This window comes from Micromonospora sp. WMMC241 (genome assembly GCF_027460165.1).
In the GTDB taxonomy this organism is placed as follows: Bacteria; Actinomycetota; Actinomycetes; order Mycobacteriales; family Micromonosporaceae; genus Micromonospora; species Micromonospora humi.
The window spans coordinates 1,619,008-1,645,650 of record NZ_JAPZBF010000001.1 but is presented as its reverse complement, the minus strand read 5'-3'; the positions used below and the strand labels follow the sequence as shown (position 1 = coordinate 1,645,650).

Sequence of the window (26,643 nt, the reverse complement as noted above, 5' to 3'; positions counted from 1 at the left end):
TCGAGAAGGGGCCCCTTCTCACGCCTTCGCCGGGCGGTCAGCCGGCGTCGACGAGCGCGCGCCGGACGGCGGAGAACAACTGGCCGAGGCCGAAGCCGGCGAGCAGCACCCAGACGGTGGTGGCCATGGTGGCGGTGCCGGCGGTCAGGTCGGCGTCGATCAGCCCGGTGAGCCCGGCGACCAGCAGCCCGACCAGGGCCACGCAGACCCGGGTGGGCCGCTCCCCCACGGTCACCGCGCCGATCTCCCGCATCCCGGCCGACACCGAGCGGGCGCGCACGTACTCGTGCAGCCAGGACAGGCCGCCGGCGGCGACGACAAGCGCGCCGGGCGCGCCGAGCAGCCAGAACGCGATCAGCCAGGCCACCTCGCCGAGCCGGTCGGCGACCGAGTCGTAGACGTAGCCCAACCGGGTGGTGCGGCCGGTGGCCACCGCCACCGCGCCGTCGACGCTGTCCGCCACGGCGGCGAGCAGCACGAAGAGCGAGCCCAGGAACGGTCCGTCGCCGGGCCGGCCCACCAGCAGGGGTACGCAGAAGCAGAGCAGCACCCCGAACACGGTCACCGCGGTCGGGCCGACCCGTAGCCGGCCCAGCACGAAGCCCACGTGGTAGGCGAAGCGTAGCCAGGCGCGCACCACCGGCGCGGCGCTACGGGGATCGAACCCACCGTGCAGCCGCGCCCACGCGGTCGCGTACTGGTCCCAGTTCAGCTGTGTGCCCACCACGGATCAACCGTAGAAGGGTGCTCCGGGTGTCGTGTGGCGGGTGGTCACACCCGCGCGTCGGCGCGCAGGCGCTGCCAGACCTCGCGGGTCGCGGTGGACCGGTTGAGCGTGATGAAGTGGATCCCCGGCACGCCCTCGTCCAGCAGCTTCGCGCACATCTCGCCGGCCTGCTCGACGCCGAGCCGATGCACCGCCTCGGGGTCGTCGGCCACCCGGTCGAACCGCTCGGCCAGCGCCGGCGGGAACGGCGCGCCGGAAAGCTGCACCGACCGTGCGATGGTGCCGATCTGGGTCACCGGCATCACCCCGGCCAGGATCGGGGTGTCGCAGCCGGCGGCGGCGACCCGGTCGCGCAGCCGCAGGTAGTCGTCGGCGTCGAAGAACATCTGGGTGATGGCGAACTCGGCGCCGGCCCGGCACTTGCGGACGAAGTGCGCGGTGTCGCTCGCCACGTCGGGCGAGCGCGGGTGCTTGTACGGGAAGGCGGCCACCCCGACGCTGAAGTCGCCGCTGTCACGGACCAGCCGGACCAGGTCCTCGGCGTAGCGGACGCCCTCCGGGTGGATGACCCACTCGCCGCCCGGGTCGCCCGGCGGGTCGCCCCGCACGGCCAGCACGTTGCGGACCCCGACCGAGGCGAGCCGGCCGATCACGTGCCGCAGCTCGGCGACCGAGTGGTTGACCGCGGTGAGGTGCGCCATCGGCAGCAGGGTGGTCTCGGTGGCGATCCGCTCGGTCACCGCGACGGTGGTGTCCCGGGTCGAGCCGCCCGCGCCGTAGGTGATCGAGACGAACGACGGGAGCAGCGACTCCAGCTCGCGGATCGCCTGCCAGAGCAGTTTCTCGCCGGCGGGGGTCTTCGGCGGGAAGAACTCGAACGAGAAGGTGGGGCGGCCGTCACGGATCAGCTCCCCGATCGCCGGCTGCGGATTGGGGAGGACCGAGGGGAGACCGAGCGCCACGGACCGACTGTAACCGGATCGGGCCGGTGTGCCGAGGACCTTCCCAGCCCGCGAGCGGGCCGGGCGCGACGTCGTACCCCGGGGGTAGAAAGACCTCAGCGCGGTGGGCGGCCGGCGGCCGGCCCGGGGGCCCGCGCGGGGGTCGCCACGACGGCGACGCACCGGTGCGCCACGGCCGGGTGTCCGCGTCGCCACCCGCGCCGTCGCCCCGGAGGTCCCGATGATCCCGTCCGCGCCGCCCGGCCCCCGCCTGCTGGGGCCGCTCCTGGCCGAGCTGCGGGCCGCCCGCGGCTGGAGCCAGCAGCGGTTCGCCGCCGAGCTGTGCGCCGCCTCCGGCGTGCCCACGCTCACCAGGCACGAGGTGTCCCGGTGGGAGCGCCAGCTCCGGCTCCCCGGCGATTTCTGGTCCGCCTGGCTGGCGACGGTCCTCGGGGTCCCGGGCGCGTTGATCGCCGAGGCCACGGCGCGCAGCCGCCGGCTCGGCGCGGCGCCCGCGGAGGTCGGCCCGGCCGGGTCCCGCGCCCGGCTGGCCCTGCTCACCCTCGCGTACCGCTGGGCGGCCGACCCGACCGGCGGCACGCTGGCCGGGCCGCTGGCCGACCCGGCGGCCGGCGGGTCGTCGCCGGCCGACCGGTCCGCCTCCGCCGGCGGTCTCCCCGTCGCGCCCGCCGCGCCGGACGACCCGCCCGGCGAGACCGGCCTGGCCACGCTGCGGCGGTGGGACGACCTGCTCGGCGGGGCCGATCTCGCCGGGTACGGCGCCCGGCGGCTGCGACGCGCGGTGCGCGGCCACCGCGTCGCCGGGCCCGCCGACCGGCGCCGGCTGCTGCCGGAGCTGGCCGGGTCGGCCCAGCTCGCCGGGTGGTTGGCCGCCGACGCGGGCGACGTCACCGGCGGCCTGGTGGCCTACCGGCTGGCGTTGCGGGCCGCGCTCGCCGCCGGGGACCGGCCACTGGCCGGGCACGTGCTCGGGTCGGCCAGCCACCTGCTGGCCGGCTCCGGCGACCCGGCCGGCGCGCTCACGCTGGCCCGGATCGGGTACGCCGCCGGCCGCGACGGCGCCTCCGCCGGGCTGCGGGCGCTGCTGCTGCACCGGGTCGCGCTCGCCGCGGCGCTGGCCGGCCGGCGCCGCGCCGCCGGGCGGGCGCTCGCCGGGGCGGCCCGGGCGGGCACGCCCGATCCGGGCCGGGAGCCGCCCTGGCTCTACTGGCTCGACGACGTCGAGCTGGCCGCGATGACCGGGCGCACGCTTGTCGCGCTGGGCCGCCCGGAGCCCGCCGTCGCGCTGCTGGCGCCGGTCGTCGCCGACAGCCGGGGCCGGCCGCGCCGGGCGGCCGTCTACGGCGCCTGGCTCGCCCGCGCGCACCTGCGGCTGGACGCGGTGCCCGAGGCGTGCGCGGTGGCCGGCGCGGCGCTGCTCGACGCGGTCCGTTCCGGTTCGCCGCGGGCGGTCGGCCAGCTCGCCGAGGTTCGTCGTGGGTTGGCCGGGCCGGCCTCCCGGCGGTGTCCGGAGTTGCTCGCGGCCGTCCGCCCGTACCTTCCGGTCCCCGCCGTGGTCCGGCTGGAGCCGACGCGGGCGCGCCGGGTCCGGGCGGCGCGCCGGGGCGGCGACGGGGCAGGTCCGGCGGGGACCGACTAGCGTCGGGGCGTGACCCACGCTGCTCCCGTCTCCCCCGTCGACCGCGCCGGCCTGCGCCAGCGGATCGACAAGGCGCTCACCGAGTTCCTCGCCGGTCAACGCGCCCGGCTGGCCGCCGTCGACGACGGCCTGCTGCCGGTCGCGGAGGCGATCGAGGCGTTCGTGCTGGGCGGCGGTAAGCGGCTGCGCCCGGCCTTCGGCTACTGGGGTTACCGCGGCGCCGGCGGGATCGACTCCGACCAGGTCGTCGCCACCCTGGCCGCGTTGGAGTTCGTGCAGGCCAGCGCGCTGATCCACGACGACCTGATGGACCGGTCGGACACCCGGCGCGGTGAGCCGGCGGTGCACCGGCGGTTCGCCGCCCGGCACCGCGCGGCCCGCTGGGGCGGTGACGCCGACGCGTTCGGCGACGCGTCGGCGATCCTGCTGGGCGACCTCTGCCTGGTCTGGTCCGACGAGCTGCTGCACTCCGCCGGCCTGGCCCCGGCCACGGTGGCGCGGGCCCGGCCGGTCTTCGACGAGATGCGCACCGAGGTGACCGTCGGGCAGTACCTGGACGTGCTGACGCAGGCCACCGGCGACACCTCGGTCGAGCGGGCCGGCAAGGTGGCCCGCTACAAGTCCGCGAAGTACACCGTCGAGCGTCCACTGCTGCTGGGCGCCGCGCTGGCCGGCGCGCCGGCGGAGGTGCACGCGGCCTACTCGGCGTACGGGCTGCCGCTGGGCGAGGCGTTCCAGCTGCGCGACGACGTGCTCGGGGTGTTCGGTGACCCGGAGCGCACCGGCAAGCCGGCCGGCGACGACCTGCGCGAGGGCAAGCGGACCTACCTGGTGGCGGCGGCCCTGGAGACGCTCGACCCGGCCGGGCGGGAGTTGCTGCTGGGCGGGCTCGGCGCGGCGGACCTGGACGCCGCCGGGGTGACCCGGCTGCGCGAGCTGATCAGCGCGAGCGGCGCGTTGGCGCGCACCGAGCGCCGGATCGCCACGCTGACCGAGGGCGCCCTGGCCGCGCTGACCGCCGTCGACCTGGACACCGAGGCGCGTCAGGCCCTGGTCGACCTGGCCATCGCCGCCACCCGCCGCGCCGACTGAGCACCGGCCCGGCCAGCTTCGTCGATCATGAAGTTGACGGCGGAGTCGATCTCCAATCGTGCCGTCAACTTCATGATCGACAGGGGTGGGTCAGAAGGCGACGGCCTGGGCGCGGCGCTTGACCTCGCGGGCCAGGTCGCCGGCGAGCGCGGCGGCGGGGGTGCCGGGGAGGCTCGGGTCCTCCCGGTAGAGCCAGCGCAGCGCCTCCTCGTCGTCGTACCCGGCGTCGGCGAGCAGGTTGAGCACGCCGGGTAGGTGCTTGAGCACGGTGTGGTTGGCCACCAGCTCGGCCGGGATCCGGCGGACACCGTCGCGGCGCACCGCGAGCAGCTCCCGGTCCCGGATCATCTGGTGCACCTTGCTGATCGACAGTTCGAGGCGCTCGGCCACGTCCGGCAGGGTCAGCCAGCCGGCCGGGTCGGTCGGTCCGGGCAGGTCGGCCCCGGTCTCGGCGGGTACGGAATCGGTCACCCGACCACCCTGCCACGTGCCGCCGCCGGCGGGTGCACGGCACCCCTGGAAGCGTCCCGGTAGCGTGCCGGCCCACCCTCGTCGGACCCCGGCGGTAGCATCCTGTTCAACCTTCACCGTCCCGACACATAGACTGCCTGCCGATGGACACACAGGTCGCCGACACGTTGCTGGGCTCGCTGCTCGACGGGCGCTACCGCATTCGCGGTCGCGTGGCCCGTGGCGGCATGGCGACCGTGTACACCGCCACCGACGAGCGCCTGGAGCGCACCGTGGCGGTCAAGATCATTCACCCGACCCAGGCGCCGCAGGCGCGGGCCCGGATGGCCGGCTTCGTCGAGCGCTTCACCGACGAGGCGAAGACCATCGCCCGCCTCACCCACCCGAACGTGGTCGCGGTCTACGACCAGGGCATCCACGCCGGCCTGCCCTACCTGGTGATGGAGTACGTCCGCGGCCGCACGCTGCGCGACGTGCTCGCCGAGCGACGCCGGCTCAACCCGGACGAGGCACTCGCGATCGCCGAGCAGATGCTCGCCGCGATCGCCGCCGCGCACCGGGCCGGTCTCGTGCACCGCGACGTCAAACCGGAGAACGTGCTGGTCGCCGAGGCGCCCGCCGGCGGCGGCCGCAACCTGGTCGACAGCGTGGTCAAGGTGGCCGACTTCGGCCTCGCCCGGGCCGTCGAGGCCAGCGCCGAGGAGGAGAACGGCAACCAGCTCATGGCGACCGTGGCCTACGTGGCACCGGAGCTGGTCACCCAGGGGCACGCGGACCCGCGCACCGACGTCTACTCCGCGGGCATCGTGCTGTTCGAGATGCTCACCGGCCGGGTGCCCTACGACGGCGACCGCCCGGTCGAGGTCGCCTGGCAGCACGTCGACCGCGACGTGCCGGCGCCCTCGACCCTGGTCCCGGCGCTGCCGCCGGTTCTCGACGCGCTCGTCGCCCGCGCCACCCGACGCGATCCGGCGGCCCGCCCGGCCGACGCCGGCACGCTGCTGACCGAGGTGCAGGCGGCCCGCGACGAGCTGGGCGACCCGCACGCGCACACCGCCGTGCTGCGCCAGATCAGCGACGACACGGCGGTGCTGAGCCAGCCGACCCAGGTGGTGGCAGCGGTCCGTCCGGCCGAGCGGCCGGCCTGGGCCCGGCTGCCCGAGGGCGGTGGGCAGCAGCGCCCGCACCGGCGTCGCGCCGACGAGCCGGAAGGGCTGGGCGCCCGGCTGGCCGCCCTGCGTACCCGGGTCATGGGCTCGCCGCGCGGCCGGCTGGCCGTCGCCGCGGTGGCCGTGGTGCTCGGCCTGGTGGCCGCGCTCGGCGGCTGGTGGTTCGGGGTGGGCCGCTACACGGTCGCGCCGCAGCTGGTCAGCATGACCAAGGCGGAGGCCGAGGCGCAGGCCCAGCGCGGCGGCTTCACGCTGCGCTACGCCGACCCCCGCTACGACGAGACGGTGCCGAAGGACACGGTCCTCGGGCAGGCGCCCGGGTCGGCCGCCCGGATCGTCAAGGGCGGCACCATCACCCTGACGCTGTCGCTCGGCCCGGAGCGGCTGCCGGTGCCGGACGTCGTCGGCAAGGACTACGAGCTGGCCCAGGCCGACCTGAGCGGCGCCAAACTGGTGCCCGCCAAGGGCGCCTCCCGCTACGACGACGCGCTGCCGGCCGGCGTGGTGCTGGCCACCGACCCGAAGGTGGGCACGGTGGTCAAGCCCGGGTCGAAGGTGACGCTGATCCTCAGCAAGGGCCGCGCCCCGGTCTCCGTGCCCAACCTGGTCGGCAAGAACATCAACGAGGCGCGCGGCATCCTGGCGAAGCTCGAACTGACCGCGGAGGAGAACTACAAGGACTCCGACAAGCCGAAGGACGAGATCCTCGGCCAGAGCCCGGCCGACGGCACCGGCGTCGAGAAGGGCGCCAAGGTCAAGCTGGAGATCAGCAAGGGTCCGCCCCAGGTGGCCGTCCCCCGCGTGGTCGACCTGCCCTGCCAGCAGGCCAAGCAGACGCTGGAGAGCCAGGGCTTCCCGGTCAACGTGCAGCTCAACCCGAACGGTGTGGCCCGGTTGCAGAACCCGCCCGAGAACACCCAGGTGCCGCCGGGCACCACGGTCACGGTGACCTGCCTGTGAGCGCGAGGAGTGAGCCGGTCCTGCGAGCCCCGCAGTCGCGAACGAAGGCGGCCCTGTGAGTGCGGCGCACGTGGCCGGCGACCGCCGGCGGGTGGGCTCGCACACCCCCACCTCCGGCGGGCTGGCCCGGGCGGCGCTGCCCTACGCCGACGCGGCCGCCTCGGAGGTGGTGCAGGTCTACGTCTCCAACTCGCGCGGCTGGGCGCTGCCGGCCGGTGACCCGGCGCAGGACGCGCTGTTCCGCGACGGCTGCGGCGAGCGGGGCCTGCCCGTGTTCATCCACGCCTCGCTGCTGGTCAACCTCGGCTCCCCCACCCCGGCCACGGTCGCCCGCTCGGCGGAGACGCTGGCCCACGCGCTGCGGCGTGGTCGCGCCATCGGTGCCCAGGGCGTGGTGTTCCACGCCGGCAGCTCGGTCGACGACGGGCACGCCGAGGCGGCCCTGCGGCAGGTGCGGGAGTCGCTGCTGCCGCTGCTCGACGAGACGGCGGCGACCGGCGGGCCGATGCTGCTGGTCGAGCCGAGCGCGGGGGGCGGCCGGTCGTTGGCCTCCCGGGTCGAGCACCTCGGCCCCTACCTGGACGCGGTCGACCGGCACCCGATGCTGGGTGTCTGCTTCGACACCTGTCACGCCTGGGCCGCCGGGCACGACCTGGCCGCCGAGGGTGGCATGACCGCGGCGCTGGACACGCTCGTCGACACCGTGGGCGCCGACCGGCTACGGCTGGTGCACGCCAACGACTCGAAGGACCTGTGCGGCTCCACCCGGGACCGGCACGAGAACATCGGCAAGGGCAGCATCGGCGAACCGGCGTTCGCGGAGCTGATGCGCCACCCGGCGACGGCGGGCGTGCCGGTGCTGGTGGAGACGCCCACCGAGAAGCACCTCGGCCACGCGGCCGACATCGCCACCCTCAGGCGCCTCCACCCCTGATCGTCAGCCTCGCAGCGCCGCGGTCAGGACGTCCGCGGCGCGGTCGATCTGGGCGTCGGTGACGTCCAGGTGGGTGACCAGCCGGGCGGTACGCGGGCCGAGCACCGAGATCAGCAGGCCCTCCGCCCGGGTGGCGGCGGCGAGGGCGTGCGCGTCGAACGGGTGCTTGGTCAGGTCCAGCGGCACGATGTTGGTCCGCACCCCGGTCGCGAGCACGCCGTGCGGGGCGACCGCCTCGGCCAGCCGGGCGGCCTTGGCGTGGTCGTCGGCGAGCCGCTCGACGTGGTGCGCCAGCGCGTACCGGCCGGCGGCGGCGAGGATGCCGACCTGCCGCATGCCGCCGCCCATCCGCTTGCGCAGGAACCGGGCCCGGGCGATCTTCTCGGCGCTGCCCACCACCAGCGAGCCGACCGGCGCGCCGAGGCCCTTGGAGAGGCAGACCGACAGCGTGTCGAACAGCGTGCCGTACTCCGCCAGCGGCACCCCGTCGGCCACGTGCGCGTGCCAGATCCGGGCGCCGTCGCAGTGCAGCACCAGCCCGTGCTCGTCGGCGACCGCCCGCAGCCGGCGCAGCGTGGCCAGCGGGATCACCCCGCCACCGCCCCGGTTGTGGGTCTGCTCGACGGCGATGGCCCGGGTGGGCACCGCGAAGTAGCCGTCCGGCCGGATCATCCCGGCGACCACGTCGGGGTCGAGGTCCGCGCCCACCGCCGGCCAGGTCCGCGACGAGATTCCGGAGTACGCGGCCGCGGCGCCGACCTCGTACGTGACCACGTGCGCGTCAGCGTCGCAGAGCAGCTCGTCGCCGGGCGGCACGAGCAGTTGCAGGGCGATCTGGTTGGCCATCGAGCCGCTCGGGGCGAACAGCGCCGCCTCGTGGCCGAACCGGGCGGCCACCTCCGCCTCGAGCGCGGTCACGGTCGGGTCCTCGCCGTAGACGTCGTCGCCCACCTCGGCGGTGGCCATGGCCTCCCGCATCCCCGGCGTCGGCCGGGTCACGGTGTCGGTCCGAAGGTCGATCAACAAGTCAGCCACGGTGTTTCCTTTCGGCTGCCGACTGCGGGGCTCGCAAGCTCACTCCTCGCGTCAGCCACGGAGCATCTCCGCAACCAGGAAGGCCAGCTCCAGCGACTGCTGGGTGTTCAGTCGCGGGTCGCAGGCGGTCTCGTACCGGTCGGGCAGGTCGAGGTCCTCGATGCCCTGGGCGCCACCGAGGCACTCGGTGACGTCCTCGCCGGTCAGCTCGACGTGCAGGCCGCCCGGGTGGGTCTCCAGGCCGCGGTGCACCTCGAAGTAGCCGAGCACCTCGTCGACGATCCGGTCGAAGTGCCGGGTCTTGTAGCCGTTGGAGGACTCGTGGGTGTTGCCGTGCATCGGGTCGCACTGCCAGACCACCTTGGCGCCGGCGGCGGTGACCTTGGCGACGATGGGTGGCAACGCGTCGCGGACCCGGTGGTTGCCCATCCGGCTGATCAGCGTGAGCCGGCCGGGGACGTTCTCCGGGTTGAGCTTCTCGCACAGCTCGATCGCCTCGTCCGGCGTGGTGGTGGGGCCGAGCTTGACGCCGATCGGGTTGGCGATCCGGGAGATGAAGTCGATGTGCGCGCCGTCGATCTGCCGGGTCCGCTCGCCGATCCAGAGGAAGTGCCCGGACAGCCCGTACGCCCGGCGGTCGGAGATGCGGGTGAGCGCCCGGTCGTACTCCAGCGCGAGGGCCTCGTGGGAGCAGTAGAGCGTGACCGTCCGCAACGCCTCCTCGTCGGTCATCCCGCAGGCCCGGATGAAGGCGATGGCCCGGTCGATCTCCCGGGCGATCGCCTCGTAGCGTTCCCCGGCCGGGGACTGCCGGACGAAGTCCTTGTTCCAGTCGTGCACCGCGTGCAGGTCGGCCAGCCCGCCGGCCAGGTAGGCCCGCAGCATGTTCATCGCGGCGGCCGAGTTGGCGTACGCCCGGATCATGCGCTGCGGGTCGGCGACCCGCGCCTCCGGCGTGGTCTCCAGCGAATTGATCATGTCGCCGCGGTAGGCCGGCAGGCCGCGGGCGTCGGTGGGCAGGGACCGGGGCTTGGTGTACTGGCCGGCGACCCGGGCCACCTTGACCACCGGCAGCGACGCGCCGTAGGTGAGCACGATCGCCATCTGGAGCAGGGTGCGGGCGTTGGCCAGCAGGTGGCTCTCGGTGTTGTCGGCGAAGGTCTCCGCGCAGTCGCCGCCCTGGAGCAGGAACGCCTTGCCCTCGCAGACCAGCGCGAGGCGCCGCCGCAGCTGGTCGACCTCGTAGGGCGCGACCACGGACGGCACCGTGTCCAGCACCGTGCAGACCTCGGCGACCTGCGCCGGATCGCCCCAGGGCGGGGTCTGCGCGCGCGGCAGCTCCCGCCAGCGGTCGAGGCCGAGGGCCACGTCCTCGGCGGAGTCGGCGGTCGGGCGGCTGGTCTGCAGACCCGGGCTGCCCACGGCGGGGTGACTCAGCTGGTGCCACTCATGGCGCATGCAGGAAAGCGTACGGCGACCGCCCGGCCCGCCCGACGCCGAGGGGGACGGTTCCGGTGCGTGGGAGCCCGGCGCCCCACCCGGCCGGGGGTCAGGGTGTGACGGCCGGCTGGGCGGAGTTGCCGCCCGGCGCCTCGCCGGCGATGCACCAGTCGGCACCGGTGCGGGTGACCGTGAACAGCAGCGACCGGGTGGCCTTGCGCGACCCGGCGGCCACCGTGATCGAGGCGCTGACCTCCTGGCCACGCGGCCCGGTGCGGACGTCGGTGATGGTGGCCTGCGGCACCGTGAAATGGTCGGCGAAGTCGCCGTTCGGGCCGGTGGCGGTGGTGTCGAAGGCGGTCTGCAGGGGCGCGCAGAGCTGGCTGCGGCCGGCGGCGGCGTCGCGGGCGGCCAGCGCGTCCAGGTACGCCTGCACCCGCTCCCGGCTCTTGGCGGCGGCCTCCTCGGCCGGTGCCCGACCGGTGGGCGCGGCGGCGTTCCCCCCGCCGTCGCCCGAGCCGCAACCGGCCATGCCGGCCGGCAGGAGCGCGAGCAGGACGGCGGCGGTCGCCACCCTCCGGTGCTGCTGACCCATCGGTCCCTCCCATCGGCGCGGGGCATCGCGACGTGCCCGGCCGGCGAGTCTGTCACACCTGACCGCGCGCCGGTCGCCGGCCTCCTCATCCTCGCCTCGATCGTCCCGCCCGGCCAGGCGGCACGCCCGCCGCGCCCGATCCGACTTAACGATCACTAGTCTCGGGTGGCGCGGCACCGGACCGCGCCTTCCGCGGAGGTGACGAACCATCCTCACCGTGACATCCGTCGACACCGCGTGGCTGCCCCCGGCCGAGCGGTTCGACTTCTGGCGGGACCTGGTCGCCCGGCAGGCGTCGACGGCCACCATCCGCAGCGCGCACGCGGACGACTTCGTCGCCTCGGCCCGCGTCGTCGATCTCGGCACGCTCCGCCTCGGCGTCTGGCGGTACCCGTCGCTGGAGTTCACCCGACCGGCGCACATGATCGGCAGTGGCGACCCGGAGCTGTACCAGCTCGCCCTGCCGCTGTCCGGGCGCGGGGTGATGACCCAGCAGCGCCGCGAGGGGCCGCTCGACCCGTCCGCGTTCGCCCTCGTCGACACCGTCCGACCGCACGGCTCCCGGCTACGGCCGGACGGCGCGACGCCGGGGGCGGTGGAGACGTTGACCCTCCTGGTGCCGCACCGGGCGCTGCCGTTGGCCCCGCGCCGGCTGGCGGAGCTGTGCGCCGCCGACATCCCGGCCCGTACCGGGATGGGCGCGCTGCTCGCCGCGTTCCTGCGGCGGATCGTGGCGCACCCGGAGCAGTACGCGCCGACCGACGCCCCGCACCTCGACCGGATCGCCCTCGACCTGCTCGCCGGCACCCTGGCCGGGCGGCTCGACGTCGAGCGGGACCTGCCGGTCGACACCCGGATCACCGGGCTCCGGGCGCGGGTGACGGCGTTCGTCCGGCAGCACCTGACCGATCCGGACCTCACCCCGGCCACCGTCGCGGCGGCGCACCACCTGTCGGTGCGGTCGCTGCACCGGCTCTTCGAGGGCACCGGTACGACCGTCGGCGCGCTGATCCGCACCGGTCGGCTGGAGCGGGCGGCCCGGGAACTGGCCGACCCGGGGCTGGGGCGGCTGAGCGTGGCGCGGATCGCCGCCCGGTGCGGCTTCGCGCAGCCGGCGCACTTCAGCCGCGCGTTCCGGGCCGCCTACGGGTCGTCCCCGGCGGAACACCGGGAACGCGCCCTGCGGGGGTGACCACGCGGGCGGGGAGGGGCCGGTGCGGCCCCTCCCCGCCGGGTGGGTGGTGCGTCGGCCCTCGGCTAGGCCGAGGGTTTGGTGCGTCGGCCCTCGGCTAGGCCGAGGGTTTGGTGCGTCGCCCTCGGCTAGGCCGAGGGTTTGGTGCGTCGCCCTCGGCTCAGCCGAGACCGCCCTTGATGGCGCCGATCAGCTCACCGTTGCTGGTGTCTCCGGAGAGCTCCCAGAAGAACGCGCCACCGAGGCCCTGGGTGTTGGCGTAGCTCATCTTCCCGCCGATGGTCGCCGGGGTGTCGTAGCTCCACCAGTTGCTGCCGCACTTGGCGTACGCCGTGCCGCCGACCGTGGCCGTGGCCGGGCAGGTGTTCTTGAGGACCTTGTAGTCCTCGATGCCGGCCTCGTAGGTGCCCGGCGCCGCGCCGGTGGCGCTGCCGCCGGGGGCGGTCTGGGTGACGCCGGTCCAGCCCCGCCCGTAGAAACCGACGCCGAGCAGCAGCTTGCTGGACGGCACGCCCTTGGACTTCAGTTTCTGGATCGCCGCGTCGGACCAGAAGCCCTGCTGCGGGATCCCGGTGTACGAGTAGAGCGGCGAGTGCGGGGCGGTCGGCCCCTGGGCGTTGAACGCGCCGAAGTAGTCGTACGTCATCGGCATCAGCCAGTTGAGGTTCGTCGCCGCGCCGGCGTAGTCGGTCGCGTCGATCTTGCCGCCGTTGCTGCCGTCGGCGGTGATCGCCGCGGTGACCAGGAAGCTGGAGCCGAACTTGGTCCGCAGCGCGGAGACCACGTTCTTGAACGCGTTCGGGCCGCTGGCGTCGCACTGGAGGCCGCAGGCGTTCGGGTACTCCCAGTCGATGTCGATGCCGTCGAAGACGTCCGCCCAGCGCGGGTCCTTGACCAGCGAGTAGCAGGAGTCGGCGAACGCGGCCGGGTTCTGCGCGGCCTGGGTGAAGCCGGCCGACCAGGTCCAGCCGCCGAAGGACCAGAGCACCTTCAGGTTCGGGTACATCTTCTTCAGCTTGCGCAGCTGGTTGAAGCTGCCGCGCAGCGGCTGGTCCCAGGTGTCGGCGACGCCGTCGACGCTGTCCGCCGCGGTGTACGCCTTGTCGTAGTCGGCGTAGCTGTCACCGATGCTGCACCGTCCGCCGGTGGTGTTGCCGAAGGCGTACAGGATGTGGGTCAGCTTCGCGGCCGAGCCGCTGGTGTGGATGTTCTTGACGTGGTAGTTACGGCCGTAGACGCCCCACTCGGCGAAGTAGCCGACCACCTTCTTGCCGCCGGTCGGCGGCGTGGTGGTGGGTGGGGTGGTGGTCGGCGGCGTCGTGGTGGGTGGCGTCGTGGTGGGCGGGGTGCTGGTCGGGGGTGCCGTGGTGGGCGGCGTGGTCGTCGGCGGGGTGCCGCCGCCGGCGCAGGAGCCACCGTTCACGGTGCAGTTCAGCGGCCCCTGGTAGGCCCCGGTGCCGTTGTAACCCCAGCTGAAGCTGGCACCCGGGGCGAGCGGGCCGGCCCAGCTCTTGTTGACCGCGACGTAGTGGTTGCCGCTGCGGGTGACGTCGGCGTCCCAGGAGCTGCTGATCGAGGTGCCGGAGGGCAGGTCGAACTCGATGCGCCAGCTGTTCACGGCGGCGCCGGTGCCGTTGGTGACGGTGACCCGTCCCTCGTGACCGGTCCCCCAGTCCTGCACCTTGGTGAACGTGGCGGTGACGCTGCCGGCGGCCGACGCGGTGGTCATGGGCACCGCGGCGACCGCGAGCGCGACCACGGCGCCGGTGGCCCAGAGGGCCCGGCGGAGCGATCTCTTCATACGGCGTCTCCCCAAACAGTTAGGAAACTTTCCAAATTGATTGCTGAGACGCTACTCACGCCGTCATCAGTTCGTCAAGATGTAGATGCGTCGATTTCGCGGGTGGCGCGGGGCGAGCCGGCCGACGGCCCGTAGCCTCGTCGCATGACCGTTTTCGACGTACCCATCGACGCCCTCACCGGCGGCCCGGCCGACCTCGACCGCTACCGCGGCCGCGCCCTGCTGGTGGTCAACGTGGCCTCCCGCTGCGGCCTCACCCCGCAGTACGCGGGCCTGCAGGCGCTCGCCGACACCTACGCCGAGCGAGGGCTGACCGTGCTCGGGGTGCCGTGCAACCAGTTCGCCGGCCAGGAGCCGGGCGGCGCCGCGGAGATCGAGGAGTTCTGCCAGGTCAACTACGGCGTCACCTTCCCGCTCACCGAGAAGGTCGACGTCAACGGGCCGGACCGGCACCCGCTCTACGCCGAGCTGGTGTCCACGCCGGACGCCGAGGGGCACACCGGCGACGTCCGCTGGAACTTCGAGAAGTTCCTCGTCGCGCCGGACGGCACGGTGGCCGCCCGGTTCGCCCCGCAGGTCACCCCCGAGGACACCGAGCTGCGCGCCGCGATCGAGAAGATCCTGCCGGCCTGAGCGCACGGCGGAGCGGCATGCCTCCGGTCGTTCGAGGCATGCCGCTCGCGGGCCGCGCGTTCCGGGTCAGCCGGCGGCGGACCGGAAGACCGGGTAGTAACCGCCGGACTGGCCCGCGGCCGTCGGGTGGTAGGAGATGGTCAGGTTCAGCACGTTCAACGCGTGCAGCCACTTGGTGCCGTAGCTGCACAGCTGGTGACCGACGAAGATGGACCGGACGTCGGCGAACGTGAAGCCGGCGGAGGTGGCGGCCGTCCGGGTGATGTCGTCGAGCAGGTTGATGCCCTCGTTGATCTTCGCCCGCGAGGTCGCGGTGAGCCCGACGCAGACGGTGCCGAGCTGGTAGAAGACCGGGTAGCCGACCACCACGACGCGGGCCGAGGGGGCGCGGTTGCGGATGCCGTTGTAGACGTTGGCGAGCCGGCCCGGCATCTGGGTGCGGGCCACGTTCATGGCCGAGTTCACCGCCGCCACGCACTGCGACTCACCCTGGAGCACGCAGGTGCTCATGATGTTGGCGAAGCCGACGTCGTTGCCGCCGATCGTGACGCTGACCAGCGTGGTGGTCGACGAGAGCGCGGAGAGCTGGTTGTTGATGACGTCCGCGGTGGTGGCTCCGGAGCAGGCGACCGAGCGGTAGGAGGCCGGTTGGATGTTGGCGTTGTAGAGCGCCGGATAGGCGTTCGTGCTGCGCAGGCAGTTGCCGCTCTCGGAGGTGTAGCTGTCGGCGCCGACGCCGGAGGCGTACGAGTCGCCGAGCGCGACGTAACGGTCGGACGGGGCCGCCTGGGCGGGGGCGGCCAGCGGCAGCGTGAACCCGACCGAGGCGGCCAGGGTCAGGGCGATGGTGACAAGACGGGATCTCCGCACGTCGCACTCCTGGGGGTGGGAAGTGGTGGTGAGAGATTGATATCAATGAGATCACCAAACATGGAAGATCACCGATTTGCGGTCTCAGTTCATTGAGACTTGTCCATACAAATCGATGCCGGTCGGCGATCTTCCGCTGAAGGTTTCCGCCAGGGAATGCCGCGGGGCGTCGACGGGGTTGGCACCGGACATGACGACTGTGGGACTGATCGGCAGCGGCAACATCGGCAGCACGGTGGCCCGGCTCGCGGTGGAAGCCGGCCACGACGTGGTACTCAGCAACTCACGAGGCCCGGAAACGCTCAAGGAACTGGTCGCCGAACTGGGCCCCCGGGCCCGGGCGGCCACCGCGGCGGAGGCGGCGACCGCCGGGGACCTCGTGGTCGTCACGATCCCGCTGCGCGCCTACCGTGAGGTGCCGGCCGCTCCGCTCGCCGGAAAGATCGTGATCGACACCGGCAACTACTACCCGGACCGGGACGGGCGCTTCCCGGAGCTGGACGACGAGTCCACCACCACCAGCGAACTGCTCCAGCGGCACCTGTCGCAGTCGAGCGTGGTCAAGGCCTTCAACAACATCTACTTCGCGCACCTGCGCGTCCTGGGCCGCCCGAGCGGCGCGGCGGACCGTACCGCCCTGCCGATCGCCGGCGACGACGAGGCCGCCAAGGCCACCGTCACCGCGTTCCTCGACTCGCTGGGCTACGACGCCGTCGACGTCGGGCCGCTCGCCGAGGGCTGGCGGTTCCAGCGCGACACCACCGCGTACGCCGGCATCTACGCCACCGACGGCGACTGGGAACGGCCCGCGACTGTCGACGCGCGGCGGTTGCGCGACGCCCTCGCCGCCGCCCGCCGCTACGCCGACAGCTGACCCACGCGCGCCCGGCGGCCGGTCACCATCGGCCGCCGGGCACCGGGCCCGTCGTCGGCCGCCGGCTCGGACCGGCGGCGGCTCGGACCGGCCGGTTCAGACCGGGCGACGGCCGGCGAAGCCGCACTCCACCCGGTGGTACCAGCGGACGTCGGTGTCCCCCTCCAGCCAGCACCAGAGCACCGCCCGGCCGCCCCGCTCACCGGGGAAGTCGAGCAGCACCGGGGCGATCCCCTTGACCTCGATGTCGTGCTGGTGGAACTCCTCCACCACGGCGTGCAGCCGGGCCTCCAGCGCCTTCACCTCGGCGAGCCCGCCGAGCGCGCTGGCGCCGTGGTCGGCCAGGTCGACCCGCAGCTCGGCGAGGTCGGCACGCAGCTTGATCAGCTCGTCGACGCGGGGCCGCAGGGTGGCCACCAGGTGTCGCGCCTGGGCGAGAGTGAACACCGGGCCAGTATGGGGCACGGGAGCGGCGCTCGGCGGGGCCGGCGCCTCACACCTGGGCGGCGAGTTCGCGGGCCCGGTCGCGCGCGGCCTCCAGCGCCGCCAGCATGGCCGCGCGTACGCCGTGGTTCTCCAGCTCCCGGATGGCGGAGATGGTGGTGCCGGCCGGCGAGGTGACCGCCTCGCGCAGCTTCACCGGGTGCTCGCCGGAGTCGCGCAGCATCACCGCCGAGCCGATCGCGGTCTGCACGATCAGCTCGTGCGCCACCTGGCGCGGCAGCCCGAGCAGGATGCCGGCGTCGATCATCGCCTCGACCAGCAGGTAGAAGTAGGCCGGGCCGGAGCCGGAGAGCGCGGTGACCGCGTCCTGCTGCGACTCGGGGACCCGGACGGTCGCGCCGAGCGGGGAGAACATCTCCTCGGCCAGGGCCAGGTGCGTGCCGGTGGCGTGCGCGCCCGGCGAGATGGCGCTCATCGCCTGGTCGACCAGGGCCGGGGTGTTGGTCATCACCCGCACCACCGGGGTGCCCTCGGGCAGCCGGCGGTTGAAGAAGGCGGTCGGCAGGCCGGCGCAGAGCGAGATGACCAGCTTGCCGGCGGGAACCTTGGGGCCGATCTCGTCGAGCAGGGCGGCGGCGTCCTGCGGTTTGACCGACACGGCCAGCACGTCGGCCTCCGCCACCGCGGTGGGGTTGTCCACCACCCGCACGCCGTAGCGATCGGTCAGTTCCTGCGCGCGGGCCGGCCGCCGCGCGGTGGCGAGCAGTCGCTCCACCGGCCAGCCGGAGCGCAGCAGCCCGGAGAGCATCAGCTCGCCGATCTTGCCCGCGCCGATCACCGCGACCGTGTGCCCGCCCACCCGCGCCTCCTCGTCCGACTCCGACGACTGTTAGAAAGGGGCCCCTGCTATACGCGAGGCGTCAACAAGGGGCCCCTCCTTACACCTCAGCTGCCGAAGAAGACCTCGGCCTCGGCATACCGCTCCAGCGGCACGGTCTTCAGCTCGGCGGTGGCGTCGGCCAGCGGCACCCGGACGATGTCCGTGCTCTGCATGGCGACCATCTTGCCCCAGTCGCCCTCGTGCACCGCGTCGATCGCCTGGAGGCCGAGCCGGGTGGCGAGCACCCGGTCGAACGCGGTCGGGGTGCCGCCGCGCTGGATGTGGCCCAGCACCACCGTGCGGGCCTCCTTGCCGGTCTTGGCCTCCAGCTGCTCGGCGAGCCACTGGCCGATGCCGCCGAGGCGGACGTGGCCGAACGAGTCCAGCTCCTGGTTGTGCAGCACCATCTGGCCGTCGAGCGGCTGGGCGCCCTCGGCGACCACCACGATCGGGGCGTACTGGTGCTGGAAGCGCTTCTCGACGTAGCCGGCGACCTGCTCGACGTCGAACTGCCGCTCCGGCAGCAGGATCACGTTGGCGCCGCCGGCGAGCCCGGCGTGCAGGGCGATCCAGCCGGCGTGCCGGCCCATCACCTCGACGACGAGCGTGCGGTGGTGGCTCTCGGCGGTGGTGTGCAGCCGGTCGATCGCCTCCATCGCGATGTTGACCGCGGTGTCGAAGCCGAACGTGTAGTCGGTGGCGCCCAGGTCGTTGTCGATCGTCTTCGGCACACCGACCACGTTGACGCCCAGCTCGTGGAGCTTGGTGGCGACACCCAGGGTGTCCTCGCCGCCGATCGCGACCAGCGCGTCCACGCCCTGCGCGGCCAGGTTCTCCTTGATCCGCTGCACGCCGTTTTCGATCTTGAACGGGTTGGTCCGGGACGAGCCGAGGATGGTGCCGCCGCGCGGCAGGATGCCGCGCACCTCCGCGATGCCCAGCGGCTTGGTCAGCCCCTCGAGCGGGCCCTTCCAGCCGTCCCGGAAGCCCACGAACTCGTGACCGTAGGTGGCGACGCCCTTGCGGACCACCGCCCGAATCACCGCGTTGAGACCAGGGCAGTCGCCGCCGCCGGTGAGCACGCCGATACGCATGATCTGCTCATCCTCCTGAAGCATCAGGTGAAGCCCGGATTAAGCCCCAGGATATGTGTCGGATCAGACCATCGGCGCCGTTGCCGGCCCGGGGCGGGCCGTCACTGCGAACTGTAGTCGGCGCGGGTGTGCGCCGGCACCGCGCCCCGGACCGTCCCGCCCCCGGGCCGGCTACCGGTCAGTAGCCGACCTCCTGGTTCTCCCCCGCCTTCGGCGGCTTCCCGGTCACCGCGGCCTTGGCGAAGCCGAGCAGGTTGACGACCGTGCTGCCCGGGGAGTCCCAGTACTCCGCGGAGCCGGCGTGCACCTTGATCAGGGTGATCCCCGGCGTCTCCAGGCCGTCCGGGAACCAGGCCTTCAGCAGCGGGTTCCACAGCTCCTTGGCCCGGGCGGCGTCCCACTCCTCGGTGGCGGTGCCGGCCACCGAGACCCAGGCGTTGTGCTTCTGGTCGGAGAAGCCGACGTTGACCTGCGGGTTCACCCGGATCTGTCGGACCTTGGCGGAGTCGGCGTAGGCGAAGAACCACAGATCACCGTCGAAGTCCGCCTCCTGCAGGCCCATCGGCCGGCTGACCAGACGCCCGTCGACGGCGGTGGTGGTGAGCAGGCAGATCCGGGCGTCCCGGATCAGCTCGGTGACCTTGCGGCGGGCGTCGGCCGCGCTGGCCGGCTCGTTGCTCATGGACCCCTCCTCGGATCGGCGTGATGCCGCTCCGGTGCCCCGGGCAGAACGGGTCAAACCTGCCGTGCGGGCTGGGCATGCGCTCAGCGCGTGGTCATGGCCCGCCAGCGGGCGAGGTTGTGCCGGGCGTCGACCAGCGCGTCGTGCCGGCCGGACTCGGCCTCCGGCAGCCGGGGCCGGCCCCGGTCGTCCCAGAGCTGGCGCAGCTCCTTGGTGAACCGGGGGATCTCCCGGGGCAGCGCCGGCATGGCGCCCCAGAGCTGGGCCAGCACCACGTGGTCGTAGGCCGCGTACCAGGCCCAGAGTTCGAGCTGCTCGCCCGGCCGGTCGCGCACCGGGGCCAGCAGGAACTCGTGCAGGTCGTCGCGGATCCGCTCCCGCGAGCGCCAGGCCCGGTCGGCCGGCGAGGGGAGCTTGTCCAGCACGTTGCGCCGCACCCAGGGCACCGCCCGGGAGTCGTCGAACTCGGTGGAGACCGCGTAGAACTCGCGGCCGTACTCGTCGACGACGCCGATCGACACCAGGTCGACGGTGCGGCCGTCCTCGATGAATTCGCAGTCGTAGAAGTAGCGGTAGGCCATCGGCACCATCCTCGCCCATCGGCCCCGCCGGGCCGTCGCCGGGGCGTCCGCCGAGGTCGGCGCGGCACCGGTCGCCGGCCGGGCATGGTCACGGAAGTGTCTCCAGGGGTGTACAGCACGCTACCGGGACGTCATGATCTGATGTGTACCGCCGTCGGGCGCCGAACCGGTTGAGCTGCCTCGTACCGGGACTGACAGCTTCACCCGGTGTGCGAGTGGTGACTTCTGACCGGGGAGGGGTTGGCCGTGGAGTCTCGCCTGCCGGAGCCAGGTGACGCGCTCACGGGCGTGGAGATGTTCGCCGGGCTGGAGCCGGAGGTGCGGCAGCGCGTCATCGCCGCGGCCGTGCCGCGCACCTACCGCAAGGGGCAACTCCTCTTCGTCGAGAACGACCCCGGTGAGTCCCTGATCGTGCTGCGCCGCGGCGCCGTGGCGGTGTTCCGCACCGCCCCCACCGGCGAGCGGGCCGTGCTGTCGGTGATCCGACCCCCCGACGTGCTGGGCGAGGTCTCCCTGCTCGACGCGTCGACCCGGTCGGCGTCGGCCGAGGCCATCGAGGACTGCGCCGCGCTGGCGCTGTCCCGCCCCGCCTTCATGGAGCTGGTCCACTCCAACCCGCGCATCCTCGACGCGGTGATGCGCTCGCTCGGCCAGCTGATCCGCCGGCTCACCGAGCAGAACGCCGACCACGTCTTCCTCGACCTGCCCGGCCGGGTGGCCAAGACGCTGGTCCGGCTGGCCGGCGAGAGCCAGGCCCCGATGATCACCATCGAGCTCAACCAGAGCCAGCTCGCCGAGATGGCGGGCGGGTCGCGGCAGAGCGTCAACCAGGCCATCGGCTCGTTCGCCAGCCGCGGCTGGCTGCGTACCGAAGGTCGTCGGATCGTGGTCACCGACGTGGCCGCGCTGCGCCGCCGCGCCGGCATGAGCGACCGCTAGATCCACCACCGGCGCCGCGCCCACCGCCGGCGCCACCCCGGGAGCGCGCGCCACGTGCCGGCGCGCCCCGACCCACCCACGCACACGCAGGCGCCGACCGCCCGAGGCGGTCGGCGCCTGCGTGTGTCGCTTCAGCGCGTCGGGCCGAGCCAGCCGCGCGTGGGGCCGATCCAGCCGCGGGTCGGGCCGGCCCACCCGCGGGTGGGGCCGATCCAGCCCTGCGGGGTGGTGGCGGAGAAGCCCGGGCCGGCCCAGCCGGTCGCGGTGGCGTTGGTCGAGGTGGTCATCGTTCCTCCCGGAGGTCGTCGGTCCGTCGCGACTGGTGCGGCGGTACGGGACAGACGCTACGGCCGGAGCGAGCCGGACAAAATAGACATATATGCATTAATTGCTGCCTGAAGAGCCGTTGTCCAGCCCCGATCCCCGCTGCCAAGGTTGCCCCGCGCGCCCCTGCCCCGGTGCCCCGCCGGACAGACCGATCGCAGCGAGGAGTTGACGGGCATGTCACTGATCCGCGGCAATGTCGCCTTTCGTCGTTACTGGTCCGCCCGCCTCGTCTCCTACCTGGGCGACCAGCTGGCCCGCACCGCGCTGTTGATCGCCGCCTACGACAGGTACGGCGGCACGGCGGTGGCAATGCTGCTGCTGGCAACCACCGCGCCGAGGCTCCTCGGACCGTTGCTGGGCGCGCTCGCCGACCGGTTCGACCAACGCCGGCTGATGGTCGGCTGCGACCTGACCCAGGCACTGCTCTACGTCACCCTGGCGCTGCTGGCGCCGCCGCTGCCGGTGCTGCTCGCGGCGGTCACCGCGGCCACCCTGGCCGCCACCGCCTTCACCCCGGCCGGCCGGAGCCTGCTGCCCCGGCTGGTGGGCAAGGAGCGGCTGCCCGCGGCCAACGCCCAACTGGCGGTCGGCATGAACATCGGGTTCGCCGCCGGCCCGGCCCTCGGCGGGCTGATGCTGGCCACCATCGACCTGACGTCCACGCTGATCGTCGACGCCGCCACCTTCGTGGCGTCCGCGCTGCTGATCGGCGGCGTACGCGGACTGTCCGCGCCCGGCGCGCCGACCCCGCCGCGCGAGCCGTACCGTCAGGTGCTCGGCGCGGGACTGCGCGTCGTGCGCACCAGCGGCGTGGTGCGGGCGGTCTCGATCGGCTTCCTGGTGCTGGTGACGTTCGCCGCGCTGGACAACCTGGCCCTGGTGCCGCTCGGACGCACCGCGCTCGCGGCCGACGAGGTCATGATCGGCCTGCTCGGCACCGCCTACGGCGTGGGCATGGTGCTCGGCCCGATGCTGCTGGCCCGCGCCGGCGGACGAACCAGGATGCAGTTCGTGCTCTACGGCGCGGTGCTCGCGCTCGGCGTCGGCACGCTCGTCACCGGCGCGAGCCCGGTGATCGGTGTGGCGCTCGTCGGGCAGGCGCTGGCCGGGGCCGGCGCGGGTTGGCACCACGTGGCGGCGGACACGCTCATCCAACAGCACGTGCCGGCCGAACGGCTCGGCGTCGTCTTCGGCACGGTCTACATGTTCCCCTACGGGGCGGAGGTGCTGGCGTACCTCGCCGGGGCGTCCCTGCTCGGGGCGATCGGACCCCGGTGGCTGCTGGCCGTGTCCGGCGTCGGGATCCTCGCCACGCTGGCGCTCGTGGTGCCGCTGCTGACCCGGGCCCTCGGTGGACGGGCGAGGCGGCGGACGGCCGTGGCGGCGGTGGCCTGAGCGGACCGGGCACGGTGGAGCCGGTGGCCGCGGCCACCGGCTCCGCCTGGTCTCAGTTGTCCTTGGTGTCGGCCGGCGGCGCGCTCGGGCCGGGGCCGATCTTCGACGGGTCGGTCTTCTTCGGCGGCGTCGTCGTGGTGGTGGTCGTGGTCTCGGACGATCCGCTGCTCGTGGGCTGCTCCACCATGCCTTTTTCCTCCAGTTCGGCGAGTGTGACGGCGTCCACGTCGACCGTGTCGCCCGAGGCCCACACCGTCCCTCGTGGATCGGTCCATGGGGCGGAAAGCCGGACGTGCACGGCACTCTCCCTGTCGACGGGACTTCCTGCTAGGGGAGACTAGACCCGGCCGAACAGCCGTGACGTCCCGCCGAGGGGTCGGTTACCCGACTGCCCGCCCGCGCGGGACACTGGTGACCTCACGCGTACGGAGCCGGACATCGACCTCACCTGTGGACACTGCTCCCGGAGCGCCGGGCCGGACGACCGCTTCTGCGGCGGGTGCGGCCGGCCGCTCGCCGCGGCCTGCCCGGGTTGCGGTCACGCCAACGACGCCGGGGCCAACTTCTGCACCAACTGCGGCCAGCCGCTGCGCGACCACGCGGTCGCGGTGCAGGAGGACCGCCGGCAGGTGAGCGTGCTCTTCATCGACATCGTCGACTTCACCACGTACGCCGAGCGGGCCGACCCGGAACAGGCCCGCGGCCTGCAACAGGTCTACTTCGCCACGGTGCGCCGGCTGGTGCACCAGTACGGCGGCGTGGTGGAGAAGTACATCGGCGACGCGGTCATGGCGTTGTTCGGCGCGCCGGTGGCCACCGACAACGACGCGCTGCGGTGCGTACGCGCCGGGCTGGAGCTGCAGCGGAGCCTGGCCCGGCAGCCGGCCGGACCGCACCCGCCCCTCGGCTTTCGGGTCGGCATCGCCACCGGCGAGGCGCTCGTCGACCTGGCCGCGGCGCGCGACGGCGGTCAGGCGTTCGTCACCGGCGACGTGGTCAACACCGCGAGCCGGTTGCAGGCGCTGGCCCCGGTCGGGGGCGTGGTGGTCGACGAGAGCACCTGGGCGGCCACCCGGCGCGAGATGGAGTACGCCGACCAGCCGCCGGTGACGCTGCGCGGCCGGTCGGCGGTGAGCCGGATCTGGCTGGCCGTGCAGGCCCGGCCCCGGCGCGACGACCAGGGCGCCGAGCTGACCCCGATGGTCGACCGGGACCACGAGCGGGGCCTGCTGGTCAGCGCGCTGCACCGCACCGTCACCGAGCGCACGTCGCAGCTGCTGACCGTCTTCGGCCCGGCCGGGGTGGGCAAGAGCCGGCTGCTGCGCGAGCTGGCCCGGCACGCGGCGAACCTGCCGGGCGCGCGGGTCACCTGGCTGACCGGTCAGTGTCCACCGTTCGGCGAGAACGTCACCTACGCGGCGCTGGCCGACATCGTGCGGCGCTGGACCGGGCTGACCGGCGTCGACGACCCGGCCGCCGCCCGGGAGCGCCTGCGCGAGCGGCTGGGCCGGCTCGCCGACCCGCACGCGGTGCGGCTGGCCGAGGCGTTGGGCCCGCTGGTGGGCGTGCCCGGGGAGCGGCTCACCTCGGCCGAGACCGAGGCGGCGTGGCGGCGTTTCCTGCTCGCGCTGGCCGCGACCGGCCCGACCGTGCTCGTCTTCGAGGACATGCACTGGGCCGACGAGGCGATGCTCTCCTTCGTCGAGCAGCTCGGCGCGGCGGCCCGCAACGTGCCGCTGCTGGTCGTCGCCACCGCCCGGCCGGAGCTGCGCGAACGGCACCCGGCGTGGACCGGGACGATCAGCGGCGCGATGTCCATCTCGGTGCCGCCGATGCACGACGGCGACATCGACACGCTCTACTCGCTGCTGCTCGGCCAGGCCACGCTGCCCAGCGACGCCCGCGCGCCGCTGATCGAGTTCGCCGACGGCAACCCGCTCTACGCCCAGGAGTACGCCCGGATGCTGCTCGACGGCGGCCTGGTCGAGCGCGCCACCGGCCCGGTACGCCTCGACCCGGCCGACGGCGCCGGGATGCCGCGTACCGTCCAGGCGGTCATCGCCAACCGGCTGGACCTGCTGGACGCGGCCGACCGCGCGGTGCTCCAGGCCGCCTCGGTGGTCGGGGTGCAGTTCTGGGCGGCGCCGGTGGCGCTGGCCCTGGGCCGGCCGGCGGAGTGGGTGGAACGGGCGCTGCACCGGCTCCAGCGGCGCGACCTGGTCTTCGAGCTGCCCACCTCGACCATGCCCGGCCAGCCGGAGTACCGGTTCCGGCACGTGCTGGTGCGGGACGTCTGCTATCAGCGGCTGCCGCGCGCCGAGCGGGTGGCCCGGCACCAGCGCGCCGCCGACTGGCTGGAGCAGCTCGCCGACGGCCGGCAGAACGACCTGGCCGAGGTGACGGCCAACCACCGGTGGGCGGCGCACGAGATCGCCCGCACGGTGGGCCTGGACCAGGCTCCGCACGCCGCCGCCACCCGGTCCGCGTTGCACCGGGCCGCCCGCCGGGCGTACGACCTGCACGCGCTGGACACCGCGGCCACGCTCGTCGAGCGCGCGCTCAGCGTCGAGTGCGGGCCGGATCCGGCGCTGGAGCTGTTCCAGGCCGAGTTGGCCTTCTACGCCGACCAGGACGGGTTCCTGGTGGCCGACGGCACGGCACTGCTGACCGGTCTGGCCGGGCGGCTGGCCGACGCCGGTGACCTGCCCGGCGCGGCGAAGGCGTGGCGGCTGCTGGCCACCGCGGCGTGGGCCCGGGCGGACCGGTCGGAGACGTTGCGCTGCCTGGACCGGGCGATCCGGCTGCACGCCGCGCTGCCGGACAGCGAGGACAAGGTCGGCGTGCTGCTGGAGCTGGCCCGGGCGCACATGCTCGACGCGGAGACCGAGCCGGCCTGCGCCGCCGCCGGCAGCGCCGCCGAGCTGGCCGAGCGGCTGGAGCTGCGCGAGGCGCGGGCCAACGCCCGGATCACCCTGGCGGTGGCCCGTTACCAGGCCGGCGTCGAGGAGGCGTACGCCGAGCTGGCCGAGGTCACCGAGGAGTGCCGGGTGGAGCGGCTCACCAGCCGTCGCCGCGCGGTGCACAACCTGGCCTGGGCGTTGCAGGAGGAGGGCGACCTGGCCGGCTCGGCCCGGCTGGTCGACGAGCAGCGGTCGCTGGACCTGGCCGGCGAGCACGGCCTCACGGTGAGCTTCAGCGACCAGTGGACCCGGTCCTACTACAGCGGGGACTGGACCGCGGCGCTGCGGATGGCCGAGGGGTCCACCCGCCGCCCGACCGACGAGTGGGACCTGCACATCGTGGCGATCTCCGGCTGGATCCGGGCGCTGGGCGACGGCCCGGCCGCCGCCGACGACGACCCGGACCTGGTGGACCAGGCGTTGGTCGCCGCGCGGCGCAGCGGCTTCCACCGGGTGTTGCGGTCCACCGTGGCGCACGCCGCGCTCTGCCGCGCCGTGCAGGGCCGCCGGGACGAGGCGCTCGCGTTGCTGGCCGAGCTGGACGCGGACTGGCGGCGCACCCGGATGATCCCGTTCGCCGAGTGGGTGCCGGCGGTCGGTCACGTCGCCGGCCTGCTCGGCGACGACGCCGCGGTGCTGGTGCGTGACCTGCTGGGCCGCGCGCCGCGCGCGACCCGCTGGGCGCGGGCGGCCGGCCGCTCGGCGGACGCGGCGCTGGCCCGCCGCGACGGCGACCTGGCCCGGGCCGGCCGGCTGTTCACCGCCGCCGCGGAGGGGTACGCCGGGATGACCGACGTCACCGACGAGGTCATCGCCGCCGCCCTGGCGGTGGGGCCGCTGGCCGAGGCGGACCCGCCGGCCGCGACGGAGACACTGGCGCGGGTACGCGCGTTCGCGGACCGGCACGCCGCCGGTGGTCTGCTCCGGATCGCCGGCGCCGGCTGACC

25 protein-coding genes are annotated in these 26,643 nt (G+C 74.1%); 10 read left to right on the top strand and 15 right to left on the bottom strand.

The window, feature by feature from the left end; translation table 11 throughout:
- Positions 1-37: 37 nt before the first annotated feature.
- Positions 38-727: a CDP-alcohol phosphatidyltransferase family protein gene (locus O7598_RS07935; protein ID WP_269690694.1), complete on the bottom strand. Its 690-nt coding sequence runs from the start codon at positions 725-727 to the stop codon at positions 38-40.
- Between the two features lie 44 nt (positions 728-771).
- The gene (gene metF / locus O7598_RS07930) at positions 772-1,689 is read right to left on the bottom strand and encodes a methylenetetrahydrofolate reductase [NAD(P)H] (RefSeq protein WP_269690693.1); all 918 of its coding nucleotides are present in this window, start codon (positions 1,687-1,689) and stop codon (positions 772-774) included.
- Positions 1,690-1,909: 220 nt separating this feature from the next.
- Here metF and O7598_RS07925 point away from each other — a divergent pair, with 220 nt between their 5' ends.
- Together O7598_RS07925 and O7598_RS07920 are read left to right on the top strand one after the other, a co-directional pair.
- Positions 1,910-3,328, top strand: coding sequence for a helix-turn-helix domain-containing protein (locus O7598_RS07925; protein WP_269690692.1), 1,419 nt, complete (start codon positions 1,910-1,912; stop codon positions 3,326-3,328).
- Between the two features lie 9 nt (positions 3,329-3,337).
- Positions 3,338-4,420, top strand: a complete 1,083-nt coding sequence (locus O7598_RS07920) for a polyprenyl synthetase family protein (protein WP_269690691.1) — start codon at positions 3,338-3,340, stop codon at positions 4,418-4,420.
- Positions 4,421-4,510: 90 nt separating this feature from the next.
- On the opposite strand, the gene O7598_RS07915 is transcribed toward O7598_RS07920, so the two are convergent.
- Complete coding sequence (locus O7598_RS07915; protein ID WP_269690690.1) at positions 4,511-4,891, bottom strand: Rv2175c family DNA-binding protein; 381 nt, start codon at positions 4,889-4,891, stop codon at positions 4,511-4,513.
- A gap of 143 nt (positions 4,892-5,034) precedes the next feature.
- Between O7598_RS07915 and pknB the strand changes: the two genes are divergently transcribed.
- Together pknB and O7598_RS07905 are read left to right on the top strand one after the other, a co-directional pair.
- The gene (gene pknB, locus O7598_RS07910; RefSeq protein ID WP_269690689.1) at positions 5,035-7,020 is read left to right on the top strand and encodes a Stk1 family PASTA domain-containing Ser/Thr kinase; all 1,986 of its coding nucleotides are present in this window, start codon (positions 5,035-5,037) and stop codon (positions 7,018-7,020) included.
- Between the two features lie 70 nt (positions 7,021-7,090).
- Positions 7,091-7,954: a deoxyribonuclease IV gene (locus O7598_RS07905; RefSeq protein ID WP_269694790.1), complete on the top strand. Its 864-nt coding sequence runs from the start codon at positions 7,091-7,093 to the stop codon at positions 7,952-7,954.
- A 3-nt stretch (positions 7,955-7,957) separates the two neighbouring features.
- Here the strand turns inward: O7598_RS07905 and O7598_RS07900 are convergent, their stop codons facing one another.
- From O7598_RS07900 to O7598_RS07890, 3 genes are all read right to left on the bottom strand, one after another.
- A complete protein-coding gene (locus O7598_RS07900) occupies positions 7,958-8,977 on the bottom strand; it encodes a threonine aldolase family protein (RefSeq protein ID WP_269694789.1) in 1,020 nt (339 codons plus the stop codon).
- Between the two features lie 63 nt (positions 8,978-9,040).
- The gene (locus tag O7598_RS07895; protein WP_091059480.1) at positions 9,041-10,447 is read right to left on the bottom strand and encodes a class II 3-deoxy-7-phosphoheptulonate synthase; all 1,407 of its coding nucleotides are present in this window, start codon (positions 10,445-10,447) and stop codon (positions 9,041-9,043) included.
- Between the two features lie 91 nt (positions 10,448-10,538).
- Positions 10,539-11,024: a hypothetical protein gene (locus tag O7598_RS07890; protein ID WP_269690688.1), complete on the bottom strand. Its 486-nt coding sequence runs from the start codon at positions 11,022-11,024 to the stop codon at positions 10,539-10,541.
- A 217-nt stretch (positions 11,025-11,241) separates the two neighbouring features.
- Between O7598_RS07890 and O7598_RS07885 the strand changes: the two genes are divergently transcribed.
- Positions 11,242-12,216, top strand: a complete 975-nt coding sequence (locus O7598_RS07885; RefSeq protein ID WP_269690687.1) for a helix-turn-helix domain-containing protein — start codon at positions 11,242-11,244, stop codon at positions 12,214-12,216.
- 160 nt (positions 12,217-12,376) lie between these two features.
- Here O7598_RS07885 and O7598_RS07880 read toward each other — a convergent pair whose 3' ends face one another.
- Positions 12,377-14,017 carry a glycosyl hydrolase family 18 protein gene (locus O7598_RS07880; RefSeq protein WP_269690686.1) on the bottom strand — a complete coding sequence of 547 codons (1,641 nt, stop codon included), beginning with the start codon at positions 14,015-14,017 and terminating at the stop codon, positions 12,377-12,379.
- Positions 14,018-14,161: 144 nt separating this feature from the next.
- Between O7598_RS07880 and O7598_RS07875 the strand changes: the two genes are divergently transcribed.
- Positions 14,162-14,650 (top strand): glutathione peroxidase, encoded by a 489-nt coding sequence (locus O7598_RS07875; RefSeq protein WP_269690685.1) that lies wholly within the window; start codon positions 14,162-14,164, stop codon positions 14,648-14,650.
- A gap of 66 nt (positions 14,651-14,716) precedes the next feature.
- Here the strand turns inward: O7598_RS07875 and O7598_RS07870 are convergent, their stop codons facing one another.
- Positions 14,717-15,520 (bottom strand): SGNH/GDSL hydrolase family protein, encoded by an 804-nt coding sequence (locus O7598_RS07870; protein ID WP_269690684.1) that lies wholly within the window; start codon positions 15,518-15,520, stop codon positions 14,717-14,719.
- 190 nt (positions 15,521-15,710) lie between these two features.
- On the opposite strand from O7598_RS07870, the gene O7598_RS07865 reads away from it, so the two are divergent.
- A complete protein-coding gene (locus O7598_RS07865) occupies positions 15,711-16,394 on the top strand; it encodes an NADPH-dependent F420 reductase (RefSeq protein WP_269690683.1) in 684 nt (227 codons plus the stop codon).
- A 96-nt stretch (positions 16,395-16,490) separates the two neighbouring features.
- Here O7598_RS07865 and O7598_RS07860 read toward each other — a convergent pair whose 3' ends face one another.
- The 5 genes from O7598_RS07860 to O7598_RS07840 form a co-directional block, all read right to left on the bottom strand.
- Positions 16,491-16,841: a DUF2203 domain-containing protein gene (locus tag O7598_RS07860; RefSeq protein ID WP_269690682.1), complete on the bottom strand. Its 351-nt coding sequence runs from the start codon at positions 16,839-16,841 to the stop codon at positions 16,491-16,493.
- A gap of 46 nt (positions 16,842-16,887) precedes the next feature.
- Positions 16,888-17,697 carry a pyrroline-5-carboxylate reductase gene (gene proC / locus O7598_RS07855; RefSeq protein ID WP_269690681.1) on the bottom strand — a complete coding sequence of 270 codons (810 nt, stop codon included), beginning with the start codon at positions 17,695-17,697 and terminating at the stop codon, positions 16,888-16,890.
- 86 nt (positions 17,698-17,783) lie between these two features.
- A complete protein-coding gene (locus tag O7598_RS07850) occupies positions 17,784-18,812 on the bottom strand; it encodes a 6-phosphofructokinase (RefSeq protein WP_091060140.1) in 1,029 nt (342 codons plus the stop codon).
- A gap of 178 nt (positions 18,813-18,990) precedes the next feature.
- The gene (locus O7598_RS07845; RefSeq protein WP_269690680.1) at positions 18,991-19,494 is read right to left on the bottom strand and encodes a pyridoxamine 5'-phosphate oxidase family protein; all 504 of its coding nucleotides are present in this window, start codon (positions 19,492-19,494) and stop codon (positions 18,991-18,993) included.
- Positions 19,495-19,577: 83 nt separating this feature from the next.
- Complete coding sequence (locus tag O7598_RS07840) at positions 19,578-20,075, bottom strand: polyadenylate-specific 3'-exoribonuclease AS (protein ID WP_091060136.1); 498 nt, start codon at positions 20,073-20,075, stop codon at positions 19,578-19,580.
- 246 nt (positions 20,076-20,321) lie between these two features.
- Between O7598_RS07840 and O7598_RS07835 the strand changes: the two genes are divergently transcribed.
- Positions 20,322-21,014 (top strand): Crp/Fnr family transcriptional regulator, encoded by a 693-nt coding sequence (locus O7598_RS07835; protein WP_091059444.1) that lies wholly within the window; start codon positions 20,322-20,324, stop codon positions 21,012-21,014.
- A 131-nt stretch (positions 21,015-21,145) separates the two neighbouring features.
- Here O7598_RS07835 and O7598_RS07830 read toward each other — a convergent pair whose 3' ends face one another.
- Positions 21,146-21,301 (bottom strand): hypothetical protein, encoded by a 156-nt coding sequence (locus O7598_RS07830; protein ID WP_269690679.1) that lies wholly within the window; start codon positions 21,299-21,301, stop codon positions 21,146-21,148.
- Positions 21,302-21,515: 214 nt separating this feature from the next.
- On the opposite strand from O7598_RS07830, the gene O7598_RS07825 reads away from it, so the two are divergent.
- A complete protein-coding gene (locus O7598_RS07825; protein WP_269690678.1) occupies positions 21,516-22,736 on the top strand; it encodes an MFS transporter in 1,221 nt (406 codons plus the stop codon).
- A 52-nt stretch (positions 22,737-22,788) separates the two neighbouring features.
- Here O7598_RS07825 and O7598_RS07820 read toward each other — a convergent pair whose 3' ends face one another.
- The gene (locus O7598_RS07820) at positions 22,789-22,989 is read right to left on the bottom strand and encodes a hypothetical protein (RefSeq protein ID WP_269690677.1); all 201 of its coding nucleotides are present in this window, start codon (positions 22,987-22,989) and stop codon (positions 22,789-22,791) included.
- Between the two features lie 184 nt (positions 22,990-23,173).
- Between O7598_RS07820 and O7598_RS07815 the strand changes: the two genes are divergently transcribed.
- On the top strand, positions 23,174-26,641 hold the full coding sequence (locus O7598_RS07815; protein ID WP_269694788.1) for an ATP-binding protein: 3,468 nt from the start codon (positions 23,174-23,176) through the stop codon (positions 26,639-26,641).
- Positions 26,642-26,643: the final 2 nt, after the last annotated feature.